This is a genomic window from Saccharopolyspora karakumensis (assembly GCF_004349225.1).
In the GTDB taxonomy this organism is placed as follows: Bacteria; Actinomycetota; Actinomycetes; order Mycobacteriales; family Pseudonocardiaceae; genus Saccharopolyspora; species Saccharopolyspora endophytica.
In genome coordinates, this window is the sequence record NZ_SMLA01000044.1 from 1 (window position 1) to 12,265 (window position 12,265).

13 protein-coding genes are annotated in these 12,265 nt (G+C 70.5%); 8 read left to right on the forward strand and 5 right to left on the reverse strand.

Going from position 1 to position 12,265, the window contains the following annotated elements; genetic code table 11:
• The first annotated feature begins 181 nt into the window (after window positions 1-181).
• Both E1202_RS32665 and E1202_RS23170 read left to right on the forward strand, forming a co-directional pair.
• Entirely contained in the window at window positions 182-307 is a 126-nt protein-coding gene (locus tag E1202_RS32665) for a hypothetical protein (protein WP_268952357.1), read from the forward strand.
• Between the two features lie 65 nt (window positions 308-372).
• Window positions 373-1,050 (forward strand): DUF998 domain-containing protein, encoded by a 678-nt coding sequence (locus tag E1202_RS23170; protein ID WP_132685243.1) that lies wholly within the window; start codon window positions 373-375, stop codon window positions 1,048-1,050.
• Window positions 1,051-1,092: 42 nt separating this feature from the next.
• Here the strand turns inward: E1202_RS23170 and E1202_RS23175 are convergent, their stop codons facing one another.
• Together E1202_RS23175 and E1202_RS23180 are read right to left on the reverse strand one after the other, a co-directional pair.
• Window positions 1,093-1,554: a PPOX class F420-dependent oxidoreductase gene (locus tag E1202_RS23175; protein WP_408007142.1), complete on the reverse strand. Its 462-nt coding sequence runs from the start codon at window positions 1,552-1,554 to the stop codon at window positions 1,093-1,095.
• Window positions 1,555-1,658: 104 nt separating this feature from the next.
• A complete protein-coding gene (locus E1202_RS23180; protein ID WP_132685244.1) occupies window positions 1,659-2,867 on the reverse strand; it encodes an acetyl-CoA C-acetyltransferase in 1,209 nt (402 codons plus the stop codon).
• A 194-nt stretch (window positions 2,868-3,061) separates the two neighbouring features.
• On the opposite strand from E1202_RS23180, the gene E1202_RS23185 reads away from it, so the two are divergent.
• Complete coding sequence (locus tag E1202_RS23185; protein WP_132685245.1) at window positions 3,062-4,588, forward strand: 3-hydroxyacyl-CoA dehydrogenase; 1,527 nt, start codon at window positions 3,062-3,064, stop codon at window positions 4,586-4,588.
• A gap of 67 nt (window positions 4,589-4,655) precedes the next feature.
• Here E1202_RS23185 and E1202_RS23190 read toward each other — a convergent pair whose 3' ends face one another.
• Window positions 4,656-5,132 (reverse strand): MarR family winged helix-turn-helix transcriptional regulator, encoded by a 477-nt coding sequence (locus E1202_RS23190; protein WP_235878925.1) that lies wholly within the window; start codon window positions 5,130-5,132, stop codon window positions 4,656-4,658.
• A gap of 157 nt (window positions 5,133-5,289) precedes the next feature.
• Here E1202_RS23190 and wrbA point away from each other — a divergent pair, with 157 nt between their 5' ends.
• Window positions 5,290-5,901, forward strand: coding sequence for an NAD(P)H:quinone oxidoreductase (gene wrbA / locus E1202_RS23195; protein WP_132685246.1), 612 nt, complete (start codon window positions 5,290-5,292; stop codon window positions 5,899-5,901).
• Window positions 5,902-5,976: 75 nt separating this feature from the next.
• Here wrbA and E1202_RS23200 read toward each other — a convergent pair whose 3' ends face one another.
• Window positions 5,977-6,612 (reverse strand): 4'-phosphopantetheinyl transferase family protein, encoded by a 636-nt coding sequence (locus E1202_RS23200; protein ID WP_132685247.1) that lies wholly within the window; start codon window positions 6,610-6,612, stop codon window positions 5,977-5,979.
• A 272-nt stretch (window positions 6,613-6,884) separates the two neighbouring features.
• Here E1202_RS23200 and E1202_RS23205 point away from each other — a divergent pair, with 272 nt between their 5' ends.
• Window positions 6,885-7,730: an ABC transporter permease gene (locus E1202_RS23205; protein WP_132685248.1), complete on the forward strand. Its 846-nt coding sequence runs from the start codon at window positions 6,885-6,887 to the stop codon at window positions 7,728-7,730.
• On the forward strand, window positions 7,703-8,422 hold the full coding sequence (locus tag E1202_RS23210; protein ID WP_132685249.1) for an ABC transporter ATP-binding protein: 720 nt from the start codon (window positions 7,703-7,705) through the stop codon (window positions 8,420-8,422). Before E1202_RS23205 ends, E1202_RS23210 begins: the two co-directional genes overlap by 28 nt.
• Window positions 8,423-8,445: 23 nt before the next feature.
• Here E1202_RS23210 and E1202_RS32670 read toward each other — a convergent pair whose 3' ends face one another.
• Window positions 8,446-9,987 carry an FUSC family protein gene (locus E1202_RS32670; protein WP_132685250.1) on the reverse strand — a complete coding sequence of 514 codons (1,542 nt, stop codon included), beginning with the start codon at window positions 9,985-9,987 and terminating at the stop codon, window positions 8,446-8,448.
• Window positions 9,988-10,031: 44 nt separating this feature from the next.
• On the opposite strand from E1202_RS32670, the gene E1202_RS23220 reads away from it, so the two are divergent.
• Both E1202_RS23220 and E1202_RS23225 read left to right on the forward strand, forming a co-directional pair.
• Window positions 10,032-10,517 carry a MarR family winged helix-turn-helix transcriptional regulator gene (locus tag E1202_RS23220; RefSeq protein WP_132685251.1) on the forward strand — a complete coding sequence of 162 codons (486 nt, stop codon included), beginning with the start codon at window positions 10,032-10,034 and terminating at the stop codon, window positions 10,515-10,517.
• A gap of 155 nt (window positions 10,518-10,672) precedes the next feature.
• Window positions 10,673-11,947, forward strand: coding sequence for a glycosyltransferase family 87 protein (locus E1202_RS23225; protein WP_235878926.1), 1,275 nt, complete (start codon window positions 10,673-10,675; stop codon window positions 11,945-11,947).
• Window positions 11,948-12,265 lie beyond the last annotated feature (318 nt).

Genomic DNA, 12,265 nt, shown 5'->3' on the forward strand with positions numbered 1-12,265 from the left:
CACGACGACGCCGGCGCCTCCGCCGCCGAGCTCTCCCGCACCATCCACGCCGGCGCCTCCGACGACGTCCGCCCCCGCGCGGCCCGCTCCGACGGCGACGCTGACGCACATTCGCGGCCCCGCCCCGCCTGAACCGGTCGAGGAGTCGTCCCCACCGTCCGAGACCGCCTCGCCCGCGTCGGTGTCCGAGGACCCCGACGCCGAGGAATCCGGGCACACCACGCAGGAGAAGCGGCGCTGGGCGGTGGCCGCCCTGGTGCTGCTCATCGGCGGGAGCGCGGCCGTCCGCGCGCTGGGACGGGGCTGAGCGCACGGCGATGCTGGTCACGACCGCGGGATCTGGAGGTGATGTCACCGGCTAGGCTGCCGCGCATGTTGCAGGCTCGGGATGAACGGACGCTGCTTCGCTGCGGGACCGCAGGCGCGGTGCTGTTCGTGGCCGTGTTCCTGGTGCTGGGTTCGGTGAGGTCGGACTACGACCCGCTCCGCCACTCGGTGAGTTCGTTGGCGATCGGTTCGCTCGGCTGGGCGCAGGCGGTGAACTTCTGCATCAGCGGCGTCCTCGTCGCGAGCTTCGCGTTCGGGGCGCGGTCGGTGCTGCTGCGTTTGGGCGGGGACTGGTGGGTTCCCGGTCTGATCATCGCGATCGGCGTCGGTCTCATCGGTGCCGGTTTCTTCACCACCGACCCGATCAACGGCTACCCGCCGAGTGAGGTGGGGGAGATCACCGCGACCGGTGTGCTCCACCAGTTCTTCTCGATCGGCGTGCTCCTGGGAGTTCCCGTCGCGAGCTGGTTGCAGGGACGGCTGTTCTGGTCGACCAAGCACCCCTGGTGGGCCGCCTACTGCTTCGCGACCGCGGTGGCCTGCGCGGCCGGATTCGTGCTGGCCGTGCTCGGATTCGCCCGGGTTCCCGACCTCGAGCCCCACGCGGGGCTCTTCCAGCGCATCGCGCTGTGCGTCGGATTCGGGTGGTTGATGCTGCTCTCGGTGTTCCTGCGCAGCGCTCGCTTCTCCCGGGCCTTCAACGTCCGGGTCCCGACGGCCTGACGCCCCGGTCCGCGCGGGACCGGGGCGTCAGGTGAACGGGTTTCAGTCCTGGGCGAGCCGAGCCGGGAAACCCCCGGTGGCGATGGGGCCCCAGCGGTCGATGGTGATCCGGATCAGCGACTTGTCCTGGCGGGCCATCGCCTCCCGGTACTCGTCCCAGTCCGGGTGCTCACCGGAGATGCAGCGGAAGTACTCGACCAGGCCGTCCAGCGCGTCGGGCATGTCCAGCACCTCGGCGGTGCCGTCGACCTGGACCCACGGGCCGTTCCACTCGTCGGAGACCACGCACACCGAGGCCTGCGGGTTGCGGCGCAGGTTCCGCGTCTTGGCTCGCTCCGGGTAGGTCGAGATAACCAGCCGTCCCTCGGTGTCCACACCGCAGGTCAGCGGGGACATCTGCGGCCGCCCGTCGGCTCGGGTGGTGACCAGGACGCCCTTGTGCCGCGGTCGCAGGAACTCCAGCAGCGCTTCGCGGTCGACCTTGTCAGCGGTGGCGATCGCCATGAACAGCTCCTCGAAACAGATCGCTGAGAACGCCGTCCAGCCTAGACCTCGCTCCCGGCGACCGCTCGCCCTCCACTGTGGACCGCCGCCTGCTGGGCGGCGTTCTAGACCCGCTCGAAGACGGCGGCCAGGCCCTGCCCACCTCCGATGCACATGGTCTCGAGCCCGTAGCGGGCCTCCCGGCGCTGCATCTCGCGCGACAGCGTCGCGAGGATCCGGCCACCGGTGGCGCCCACCGGGTGTCCCAGCGAGATGCCGGAACCGTTGACGTTGAGCCGGTCGAAGTCGGCGGGCTTGAACTCCCACTCGCGGGTGCAGGCCAGCACCTGCGCCGCGAACGCTTCGTTGAGCTCGATGAGGTCCACGTCGGCCAGTCGGATCTCGGCGCGCTGCAACGCCTTGGCCGTCGCCGGCACCGGGCCGATGCCCATGGTCCGCGGTGGCACGCCGGCCCGCGCCCACGACACCAGCTTCACGAGGGGGCGGAGCCCCAGCTCGGCGGCCTTCTCCGGCGTGGTCACGACGCAGATCGAAGCCGCGTCGTTCTGGCCGCTGGCGTTGCCCGCGGTCACGGTCGCGTCCGGGTCGCTCTTGCCCAGCACCGGTGTCAGCCCGGCGAGCTGCTCCAGCGTGGTGTCCGGCCGGGGGTGCTCGTCGACGTCGACGACGACCTCGGCCTTGCGGGAGCGCACCGGCACCGGCACCAGCTCGTCGTCGAAGCGCCCGGCCTGCTGCGCCTCGGCGGCGCGCTGCTGCGAGCGGACCGCCAGCTCGTCCTGCTCCTCCCGCGCGATGCCGTACTCGCGCCGCAGGTTCTCGGCCGTCTCCAGCATTCCGCCCGGAACGGGGTGGTCCTTGCCGCCCGCCGTCGTGCGGCCGCGGGCCAGCGAGTCGTGCAGCTGAAGTCCGCTGCCGCGAATGCCCCACCGGGCCTCGGTGGTGTAGAACGGCGCGCTGCTCATGCTCTCGGCGCCACCGGCCAGCACCACGTCGCTGACCCCGGTCTGCACCTGCATCGCGGCGTCGACCACGGCCTGCAGGCCCGACCCGCAGCGGCGGTCGATCTGGGTGCCGCCGACCTCCACCGGAAGCCCGGCGTCGAGCGCGGCGACCCGGCCGATCGCGGGCGCGTCCGAGGTGGGGTAGCAGTGGCCGAGGATGACCTCGTCGATCTCCTCGCCGGGAAGCCCGGTGCGCTCCAGCAGGCCCTTGATCGCAGTGGCGGCCAGCTCCACCGCCGACACCGTCTTGAACACTCCGCCGAACCGGCCGATCGGGGTCCGCAGCGGCTCGCAGATCACCGCTTCGCGCATCACTTGCTCCTTCGCGTTGGCACGCCGCCGTTTCGGACGTCGTTCTTTCGTTGGTAGCACAGCTTCAGCGCGGATCGTAAGGAGCGGCGATTATGTCCCAACGCGTCTCACCGGGGTGTGAATTCGGTATTGGACGCTCTCGGCGAAGCGTGCGAAGCTGACCGGAATCGGTGCCGTCAACGAAGGAGTCGACCATGCTGCCGGGCGAGTGGGCGGAGCGCGTGAAGTCCGTGCGGGTGATCGGCACCGGGGTCATGGGGCGCGGCATCGCCCAGATCTGCGCGGCCGCCGGCATCACCGTCGAGCTCGCCGATGCCCGGCCGGAGGCCGTCGAGACCGCGTTGGCCGAGATCGGCCGGATGTACGACAAGCTCGCGGGCAAGGGCCGGATGAGCGCCGAGGAAGCCGCCTCCGCGACGAGCCGGCTCGTCCCGCTCGCCGACCCGCTGAGCGCGACCGACTGCGACCTGGTCGTCGAAGCCGTCCGCGAGGACCTCGGCACCAAGCGCGAGCTTTTCGCCGCGCTCGAGCGGAGCTGCCCGCAGCACACCGCGTTCGCCACCAACACCAGCTCGCTTCAGGTGACCTCGATCGCCACGGCTCTGCAGGACCCGACCAGGCTCGCCGGTCTGCACTTCTTCAACCCCGTGCCGCTGATGCGCCTGGTCGAGGTCATCCCCGGCGCGCGCACGGCAGCCGACCTGCCCGACGCGCTCACCGAACTGGTCCGCCGGCTGGGGCACACGCCGGTGCGGGCCACCGACACGCCCGGCTTCCTGGTCAACCACGCCGGGCGCGGCCTGGTCACCGAAGCGCTGCAGGTCCTCGCCGAGGACCTCGCGACGCCGGAGGACGTCGACCGCATCGCCCGCGACGTCCTCGGGCTGAAGATGGGGCCGTTCGAGCTGATGGACCTCACCGGCCTGGACGTCACGCACCCGGCGATGGAGAGCATCTTCACCGGCTACTACGGCGATCCCAGGCTGCGCCCGTCGCCGATCACCCGCGCTCGGCTGGAGGCCGGACTGCTCGGCCGCAAGACGGGGGAGGGGTTCTACCGCTACGAGGACGGCGTCAAGCAGGAGCGGCCCGAGGCCGTCGCACCGGAGGCGACCGGCGCGACGGTGTGGGCCGACGACACCGCGCTGCTGGAATCGCTGGCGGAGGCGGGCGTGCCGGTCGAGCGCGGTGACGAACCGTCCTCGGCGGAGATCGTGCTGGTCACTCCCGACGGGCACAGCGCGGCCTCGGCGGCGTTGTCGGCCCGGTTGCCCGCTGAACGCGTCTGCGGCGTGGACCCGCTGAGCAACGCCACCCGCTGCACTCTGACCGTGCACCCGGCCACCGACCCGGACGTGGCCCGCGCGGCCTGGGCGGCGCTGGCCGCCACCGGGCGCGCGGTGACCATCGTGCGCGACGGCCCGGGGATGATCGCCCAGCGACTGCTCGCGGCGATCGTCAACACCAGCTGCTTCATCGCCGAGCAGCGGCTGGCCACACCGGGCGACATCGACACCGCCGTGCGCCTCGCGCTGGGCTACCCGCGCGGGCCGCTGGAGTGGGGTCAGCAGGTGGGAGCGCGCCGGGTGCTGACGATCCTGCGCGCGCTGCACTCCGCGACCGGCGACCCGCGTTACCGGCCGAGTCGCTGGCTGGTCGAACGGGCCGACCTCGGCCTGGCGCTGGACGAGATCGGCACCGCGGTCGCCGACGTCCGCTAGAGCCGCGCCCGCAGCGGATTCCGCGCCACTGCCGATGCGGGAGAACCGCGTCAGGGCTTGAGCAGGCTCAGTCCTCGGGGGTGTTGGCCTCGCGCAGCGTGCGCATGGCCTGGGCCAAGGCGCGCGAGTCGTCCTGGCCCAGCGGCGTGAGGACGTGCTCGCGCAGGACCTGGGCCGCGGTCTCGCGGGCGCGGTTGGCCACGTCGAGGCCGTGGTCGGTCAGCTCGGCGTAGGTGACCCGGCGGTCGGTCTCGCTGGGCACGCGACGGATCAGGTCGGCCTTGGCCAGCCGGTCGGCGACCTTGGTGAACCCGCCGCTGCTCAGCGCCGCCTCACGGGCGAGCTTGGTCATCGGCATCCTGCTGTCGGGGGAGCGCACGAGCCGGAGCAGGATGTCGAGGGAGGCCATCGGCAGGCCGTACCCGTCCATGATCGCGGAGGCCAGCTTGTCGGCCGTGACGTGGTAACCCTCGATGACCAGGCCCCACCAGGTGACGATCTCGTCGTCGTCGACGGCGCTGTCCGGACCGATCGCCTCGTTCAACGCAACGCTCCTTCACTGCATGTTCGTGGAACCCGATGTTACATGAAAGACGTTTTCCGGAAAGTCGCTTGCGAGGAAGAGAATTCCTCGATATTGTCTTGCCTGCAAGAGATCGACCGATTCGGGCGATCTGCCGCGTGAACAGGAGTTTTGGACCGTGAGCAACGCCGTCAAGGTCAGCGTCATCTACTACTCGTCCACCGGGATCGGCGTCGAGATCGCCAACACCCTGGTCGCCGAAGCCGAGGCGGCGGGTGCCGAGGTGCGGCTGCGCCGAGTGCCCGAACTGGCCCCCGACTCGGCCATCGACAGCAACCCGGCCTGGCGCGCCAACGTCGAAGCCACCCGCTCGGTGCCGGAAGCCACCCCAGACGACGTCGTGTGGGCCGACGCGGTGATCTTCGGTTCGCCGACCCGCTTCGGCAACATCGCCGCCCAGCTCAAGCAGTACATCGACACCCTCGGCGGCGAGTGGGCGCAGGGCGGGCTCGCCGACAAGGTCTACAGCGGCTTCACCTCGAGCTCGACCGCCCACGGCGGGCAGGAGTCCACGCTGCTGGCGCTGTACAACACCATCCACCACTTCGGCGGCATCGTGGTCGCGCCGGGCTACACCGACGGCAGCAAGTTCGTCGACGGAAACCCCTACGGCACCAGCCACGTCGACGCGCAGGGTGAGAACAAGGTCGACGACGTCACCCGCGCCGCCGCGGCCGTGCAGGCCCGCCGCGTGGTCAAGGTCGCCCGCGCCCTCAAGAACGGTGCGTGACCGCACCGAATCCGCGCTGAGAACGACGTCTTCCCGCTTCCCGCACCGTTCGGGAGGCGGGAAGACCCGTTCCGGTCATCCCTCCAGCGCGATGGCGGAGAGGACGAGTCCGTCGCGGACCAGCCAGCGACCGCTGAAACCAGTCAGCCCGCCGGCGCTCTTGCGCAGCCGGGCGGTGAAGCTGCCCGCGCCGAACTCCAGCTCCGCGTCCTCGAAACCGAGCCACTCGCCGGTCACCGGGTACCAGGTCTTGTAGACCGATTCCTTGCAGCTGAACAGGATTCGGTCCCAGCAGGTGCCCGGGTCGCGGGCGCTGAGCTCCGCGATGTGCTCGCGCTCCTCGGGTCGCGAGACCACGTCGAGCACTCCGTCGGGAAGCGGCTCGTGCTGCTCGGCATCGATGCCCACCGAACGAATCTCGTGCCGCCGTGCCACGGCCGCGCCCCGATAGCCGAGGCAGTGCGTGATGCTGCCGACCGCCTCCGCGGGCCACTGCGGTGCTCCGCGCTCGCCGCGCAGCAGCGGCACCGGCGCAACGCCCAGCGCGCGCATCGCCCGGTGCGCGCACCAGCGGCCGCTGGTGAACTCGCGGCGCCGCTTGGCGACCGCCTTCTCGATCTCGACCGCTTCGGCGTCGAACAGCGTCGCCTCGGGTGGGTCGTCGAAGGTCTCGGCGGTGGCCACCACGGCGGGCAAGAGCTCCTCGATCACCCCGACAACTTAGCCCATCCGGTATCTGACCTGGGCAGACGGTGTGACGTCCCAGTGCGTGGAGCGTCGTTTACAGCCGGCGACGTGCGGTCTAGCGTCATCATCATGATCCCGTCGGTGCCACTGACGACCCAGGGCTACGTGGACTTCTCCCGCGTGTCCTCGGCGTTGTGTCGCGCCTGACGCAGCTCTCCTCCTCTCCTCCCGCGCCACCGTGCTGAGCCGTCTCCGGTGGTCGCTGCCGCATGTCCGCCCACGCCCGTGGAGCCCTCATGACCACACACCTGACACCCGTGCGCACGGGTGAGCAGATAGCCGTCACCACGGTGCGCACCCGCACCGCCCGACGTGAATCCCGCATCCCCCGTTGGACTTTCAAGATCATCAGCCCCACCGCGCTCGTGGCGCTGTGGCAGGCGCTCAGCGCCACCGGAGTGCTCATCGACGACACGCTCGCCTCCCCGGCGACCGTCCTGGCGACCGGCGTGGACCTGTTCGCCGAAGGACGGTTGCAGGAGGCCATCGCCGTGTCGCTGCAGCGCGTCGGCGCGGGCCTGGTCATCGGCGTGGTGGCCGCGACCCTGCTGGCCACGCTGTCCGGGCTGTTCCGGCGCGGCGAGGACATCATCGACGCGCCGATGCAGATGTTGCGCACCGTCCCGGTCATCGGGCTGATCCCGCTGCTGATCATCTGGTTCGGCATCGGCGAAGAGCCCAAGATCGTGCTCATCGCCTTGGCGGTGACCTTCCCCCTGTACATGAACATCTACGGCGGCATCCGCAACGTCGACGCCGGACTGGTCGAGGCCGCCAAGACCCTGGGGCTGGGGCAGTTCGCGCAGGTCCGCCACGTGATCCTGCCGGCCGCGATGCCCAACGCACTGGTCGGCTTGCGCTACGCGCTCGGATCCGCCTGGCTGGCGCTGGTCTTCGGCGAGACCATCAACGCCTCCGCCGGGATCGGCTACGAGATGAACACCGCGCGCGAGTTCTTCCAGACCGACGTGATCGTGGTCTGCCTCGTGCTCTACGCCCTGCTCGGCCTCGTCGCCGACTTCATCGTTCGCGGACTGGAAAGGGTGGTGCTGGCATGGCGACCGGCCTTCAGCGGGAAGTGACCACGAAACCGGCTGCCGTCCGGGGCCTTTCGCGCAGCTTCGGAGATCGCACGGTCCTGCGCGAGCTGGATCTGGACATCGAGCCCGGCCAGTTCGTCGCGCTGCTGGGACCCAGCGGCTGCGGCAAGTCGACGCTGCTGCGCATCCTCGCCGACCTCGATCAGGAGGTCACCGGGGACGTCGAGGTCGCCGAACGCCGTGCCGTCGCGTTCCAGTCACCTCGGCTGATGCCCTGGAAGCGCGTGTGGCACAACGTCGTTCTCGGCCTGCCCGGCCGACCGGACAAGCCGCGCGCCGTCGCGGCGCTGGAGGAGGTCGGACTCTGCCACCGGGTGGAGGTGTGGCCGAAGGTCCTCTCCGGTGGCGAGGCGCAGCGGACGTCCCTGGCCCGCGCCCTGGTCCGCGAACCGGACCTGCTGCTGCTCGACGAACCGTTCTCGGCGCTGGACGCGCTGACCCGGCTCAAGGCGCAGCAACTCGTCGGGGAGCTGTGGCAGCGGCACGGCTGCGCGATCCTGCTGGTCACCCACGACGTCGAGGAGGCGCTGCTGCTGGCCGACCGCGTGCTGGTCATGCACGAGGGCCGCATCGGCTACGACAAGGTCCTGAACCTGCCGCGCCCGCGCGAGGTCGGCGATCCGGAGTTCGTCGCCATGCGCGCGGAGCTGCTCGCCCGCCTCGGCGTCGAATGATCGGTCGGATGCGGTGAGAGGCGTCAGCCGGACGGGGTTCGCCCGGCCGGAGCCGTAGTGGCGGCCAGCAGCCGGTAGGCCTCGTGCTCGATGTCGAGGACCTCCTGGTCCCCGTGGTGGGCGTGCAGCGGCTCGCCCGCGGCGATCTGATGCGCGTCGCGCAACCCGAAGAGCGCGCGCAGCAGGTGCTCGCGCGCCTGCGGATCGGCGGGGGAGCGCTGAAGGTCCCGAGCGGCACGACGGCAGAGCTCCATCGCGTCGCGCAACCGCGTGCGCGCCCGGCTGTTGGTCAGCACCAGGCAGACCCCGACGCCCAGCAGCGCACCGAACACGGTCATGCCGACCCGCTCGACGACGAGTTGCAGGCGGTCGGTCGGCTGGCTCAGCGCTGCCAGGCACAGCGCCAGCGGGGTGGCGAAGGTCAGACCGAGCCCGTAGTTGGCCATCACCACCAGCTCCGCGGCGATCTGGCAGACCACGATCACCACCAGGATCGTCACCGGCGCGGGATCGACCGCGAAGATGCCCAGCGCGAGCAGCGAACCGGCGACGGTGCCCGCGGTGCGCTGCACCGCGCGCTGCCAGGTCGTCGCGGTGTTGTGCGACTGGAGCACCGAGCTGACCGAGACCACCGCCCAGTAGGCGTGGTCGAGCTGGAAGGTCGAGGCCAGCAGCCCGGTGACCAGCGAGGCCACCGCCATCCGCAGCGCGTTCGTGCGGAACTCGGCGAGCCCCGCGCGTTCGGCGACCACCGGCCGCGGCAGCGGCCTGTCCTGGGCCGGTCCCGGAACGCGACCGCGGCGCAACCGCTTGGCGGTGGTGCGCAGTTCGGCGGCCGCGTCGGCCGGGTGGTGCAGCAGGTGCAGCGCGTGCGCGAGATGTCCGCGCAGCAGCAGCGTCGTTCTGCGCTCACCGGCGGGCAGGGCGGTCAGCGCGTGGTGCAGGGAGGCGTGGGCCCGGCGGCGGGCGGCGGCGTTCGGTGCCTCCAGGTGGTCGGCGACGGCCAGCAGCGCCCGCGCGGTGGCCAACCGGTGCGGGCCCGTCGGGTGCAGCGCACCACCCACCATGCTGAGCGCGTAGGACAGCGCCGCTGAGGCCCCGGTGATCGCGACGACCTCCGCGAAACCGCTCCAGGTCTGAGGCGAGTACGCGGCGGCACCTGCCGCGAAGACGAACATCAGGCCTGCGGGCGGACCCAGCCGCACCACGTCGGCCAGCAGTTTGGCCAGGGTCGCCACCAGGGTCAGGACCAGTACCTTGACCACTCCACCGGCGTCGAACGCCGAGGTCACCGCCCCGGCGGCCACGCTCGCGGTCAGGCCTGCGGCCACCACCGGCAGCAGCCACGCCCGGCGCGGGTAGGGGTCGACGCGGCAGTACAGCGAGGTGAAGGCGCCCAGCGCGGCGAACGGTGCGAGGTCCAGCCGTCCCGCCGCCAGCAGCACGATGATCGGCACGGCGTAGGAGGCGCCGACTCGCAGAGCGGGTACCAGCACTCCGCCGAAGATCGACGTGATTCGCAGGGCGTCCCGGGTGCGCAAGGTCTGGAGCGAAGAACCGTTCACTAGTAAAATGTTACAAGGTGTTTTACTGGTGAAGGAGTGTGACGTTGGACGTCGTCGGACGGATCCGCGATCAATGGCGCGAGCGGTACCCGGACCTGGACCTGTCCCCGATCGAGGTCATCGGGCGGGTGCGCAGGCTCGCGGCGCTGACCAACCAGCGGCACGACGAGGTCCTCGACGACCTGCGTCTGTCCCGGATGGAGCTCGAGGTGCTCAGCGCCCTGCGCCGGGCAGGCGGTGGCCTGCGCCCCAGCCAGCTCACCAAGGAGATGCTCTCGTCCGGTGCCGCCACCACCAAGCGGCTCGCGCGGCTCGAGGAGGAAGGCCTGATCACCCGCAGCACCTCCGCCCGCGACCGGCGTGAGGTTGACGTGCGGCTCACCGATCGCGGCCGGGAGATCATGGACCGGGTCTTCCCGGCACAGCTGGAGCGCGAGCGAGCGCTGCTGGAGCCGCTCAGCGAAGCCGAGCGGGCGCAGCTGGGTGAACTGCTGGCGAAGGTCCTGCGGCCGGTGGATTTGGTCGGCTGAAGATCCGATCGCGCCCGGCGAGGCGAATGCCGGAGCGCGCGCGAGGTGGGTTAAGGTTTTCCGGCTTCACCGGGGAATTCCCGCGGCTCGGCGAACTCGCTGTGATCGGACGATCACGCTCCACGGCCGGTGCCGCTCGGACGAGAGGACACAGGGTGGCCACGGTACGGATCGGTTCCGTTCCTGATCTGGACCTCGGCGGTCTGCCTGGCCGCCTGCGCGCCTTCGTGGTGGCGAACTCGCGCGCGATCACGCTGATATCCGTTCCTCTGGTGCTGGCCTCGCTAGGCCTGCTGCTGCTCACCCCTCGCGCCGGGATCGGCGAGGAGTCGGCCATCGACTACCAGGTCTACCGCTGGGCGGTGCAGACCTGGCTGGCCGGCGGCGACATCATGAACACCGCTCCGACGGTGAGCATCGGACGCGTCCTGCCCTGGGTGTACCCGCCGTTCGCGCTGGCCCCGCTGGCACCGCTGGCGTTGTTGCCCTTCAGCGCCGGTCTCATCACGCTCTACCTGCTGGACCTGGTCGCCATCGGCGGCACGCTGTACCTGGTCACGCGGCACCTGTGGCCCGCCGTGGGCCAGCGCGGGGCGCTGGCCGTGGCCATGGTGCTGCTGCCCTTGACGCTGTTCCTGGAGCCGGTCTACTCGTCCTTCGGTCTCGGGCAGGTCAACATCCTGCTGATGGGCCTGGTCATGGCCGACTGCCTGGCCGAATCACCCCGCTGGCCGCGCGGACTGCTCATCGGTCTGGCCGCGGCCGTCAAGCTGACCCCGGCCGCGTTCCTGCTGTTCCTGGTCTTCCGCAAGGATTATCGCGCCGCGGTCGTCGCGGTGCTCACCGCGGCGCTGGCCACGCTGTCCGGTTTCGCGCTGAACTACTCCGCCGCCGTGGAGTACTGGTTCGGCAAGGGGCCCGCGCACGGGGTGAGCGGGTCGGCGTTCCACACCAACCAGTCCATCATGGGCGCGCTGGTCCGCATGGAACTTTCGGCCGTCGCCCAGAACGGGCTGTGGTTGATGCTGTCGGTCACTGCCACGATCGCGGTCGCTTTCTCCATCCGACGGGTGGAACCAGTGCTCGCGGTGTCGGCCAACGCCCTTCTCGCGCTGTTGATCTCACCCACGTCGTGGTCGGATCACTGGGTGTGGTGCGCTCCCGGCCTGCTGGTGCTGCTCGCCTTCGCCGTCCGGCGTCGCAGCTTCGCCTGGTTGGCGGTGGCCGCGTGGACGCTGGTCACTCTGCTGGCGGCGGCGTTCAACTGGATGCCCGCCGGACCCCCGTGGGACGTGGTGGCGCACCTGTTCGGCAACCCCTACGCGGCGCTGGGGCTGGTTCTCGTCGTCCTGCTGGTGCGCTACGCCCGCGGTGAGCAGGCCGGCTCCGCGCCGCGGCCCTCGCCGTTGCCGGAACCGGCCGGTGTCTGAAAAGGCCCTCGCATTCGGGTGATTGCGCCCCCGATAGCGGACCGTGTACCAACAATTACGGAAATGTGCGGGTCTGAACCGAATCCGAATGGCGTGAGCTGCGATTCGGACTGCATTCGGTGCCGCGCAAGAAGATCGTGAACAACGCCACTGATGGGCCACAGCTGTCGCCTTAGGACAGATGTGTGGTGCACAATTCTCGGGCTCCCGGCCTTTGCGACAACGACGTCTCACAGTCTGAGAGTCGTCACGTTTACTTAACGTCGAGTTACCTAGCGGTAGCTTTCCGGCCGCTGGGTCTGTACAGTGCCTCAAACT

Coding starts and splice junctions, on each gene's coding strand:
- E1202_RS23170 (WP_132685243.1), top strand. CDS start 373: ATGTTGCAGGCTCGGGATGAACGGACGCTGCTTCGCTGCGGGACCGCA.
- E1202_RS23175 (WP_408007142.1), bottom strand. CDS start 1,554: ATGGCGATCGCCACCGCTGACAAGGTCGACCGCGAAGCGCTGCTGGAG.
- E1202_RS23180 (WP_132685244.1), bottom strand. CDS start 2,867: ATGCGCGAAGCGGTGATCTGCGAGCCGCTGCGGACCCCGATCGGCCGG.
- E1202_RS23185 (WP_132685245.1), top strand. CDS start 3,062: ATGCTGCCGGGCGAGTGGGCGGAGCGCGTGAAGTCCGTGCGGGTGATC.
- E1202_RS23205 (WP_132685248.1), top strand. CDS start 6,885: ATGACCACACACCTGACACCCGTGCGCACGGGTGAGCAGATAGCCGTC.
- E1202_RS23210 (WP_132685249.1), top strand. CDS start 7,703: ATGGCGACCGGCCTTCAGCGGGAAGTGACCACGAAACCGGCTGCCGTC.